Raw genomic sequence first — 1,610 nt, forward strand, 5'->3', positions numbered from 1 at the left:
GGGGGTGCGGCGGAATTCTTGGACTGGTTTATGTCGTCAGCCCCAGACTCTCCCGGTATTCAATCGGACTGAGTGCGCCAAGCGAGATCTTGATTCGTTTCTCGTTGTACCAGCGAATGTACGAGTCAACGACTTCAATGAACTGATCGGTGCTGATGGCCTGCCAGTCCCGGGAGTAAAACAGTTCGGTCTTCAGCCGTCCAAAGAAGCCTTCGCACGCCGCATTATCGGGCGAGCAGCCCTTGCGCGACATTGAACGAATCAGATTGGCCTCACGTATTCGGGCAAGCCACCCTGGCCAGCGGTAATGCGCACCGCGATCTGAATGGATTACAGGTCGGCTGTTGCTACTGCTCATTGCTTCGACGGCAGCATCGAGCATCGTGTTCACAAGTTCGGCATCTGGTCGCGTACCGATTGACCAACTAATCACGAGCCCATCGAAGCAGTCGATGATCGGCGACAGATAGACTTTGCCAGCAGGAATCTGGAACTCTGTGATGTCTGTGAGCCACTTTTCATTCGGTGCTGCGGCCCGAAAGTCCCGGTTGATAAGGTTATCTGGAGCAGGACTAATTTCTCCAGCGTAGGAACCGTATCGACGCCGCCTCGTCGTGGTCGCGCTTAGATGTTCCTGCTTCATCAAGCGCCGAACGACCTTCTCCGAGATGAAGACTTTCTGCCTGCCAAGTGCCGCACGCATCCGGCGATATCCGTAGCAGCGGTGATTCAGTTCAAAGATATCCGCAATGGCAAGGCGTACATGAGCATACTTGTCGGCAGTCTGTACCCGCGCCCGGTGATAGAAGTAGGAGCTACGGGCGAGCCCCAGTTCAGCAAGAAGCTCCGACAGCGTGTAAGTCTGTTTCAGGGCATCAACCAGCTCCGTCTTCTCCCGATTCGTCAGGAGTTGCGGGTCGACGCCCAGGCCTTTTTTTAATATTTCATTGGCCTTCTTTAGGATGTCGTGTTCGATCTGGAGCTTCCGGATATCTCGTCGGAGTGATTCGACCTGCTGCTCCAGCGTCGTCTGCTCGGAGGTCTGCGGCGGATCGTTGCGGCGTGTCATGTTTGAAACAGCCTCCTGATCGAGTAACCGATTTCTCCAGTTGTACAACGTTGGGCGGCTCACGCCAATCTTTTTGGCAACTTCCTCGGCGCTTTCTCGTCGAGTGCACAGATCGATGACCGCTGTCTGCCTCAGCTCTGGTGCGTACCGAATACCCGAAGTCTTCCCGAGAGCGCGTTTCTTTCGTTCAGGATGCAGCTCGTCGAGCCAGGCGACGAGCGTCCCACGTCCCGGATATCCCCAGGCCTTTGTTGTTGCTGCCAGACACTGGCCGTGGCTCATGTAGTGGTCCGTGGCCGCCTTTTTTTGTTCTGCCGAGTAGCGCGGCCTCAAGCAAATACGTTTTTTCCTCGGCAAATCGAGGCACCGCTCGTACTCGTGATACCAACGTTCGAGAGATTTCGTTGTGGGATAGCCCAATTGACGAACGGTCGCGGTAAGGCGCTTTCCAAGCTTCAAATAGAGCTTCACTGCTCGGATGCGGTCTTCGTACGAATACATGGACTAGCTCCTGATAGTCCAAGAATTCCGCCGCACCCCC

The 1,610-nt window shown here is 55.3% G+C and carries 1 protein-coding gene; it reads right to left on the reverse strand.

The annotated features are described in order from the left end of the window. Window positions 1–28 precede the first annotated feature (28 nt). Complete coding sequence (locus tag AWB82_RS36595) at window positions 29–1,570, reverse strand: IS3 family transposase (RefSeq protein ID WP_086974102.1); 1,542 nt, start codon at window positions 1,568–1,570, stop codon at window positions 29–31. Between the last annotated feature and the right edge of the window lie 40 nt (window positions 1,571–1,610).

It is taken from the genome of Caballeronia glebae (assembly GCF_001545035.1).
Lineage (GTDB): Bacteria > Pseudomonadota > Gammaproteobacteria > Burkholderiales > Burkholderiaceae > Caballeronia > Caballeronia glebae.

Coding starts and splice junctions, on each gene's coding strand:
- AWB82_RS36595 (WP_086974102.1), bottom strand. CDS start 1,570: ATGTATTCGTACGAAGACCGCATCCGAGCAGTGAAGCTCTATTTGAAG.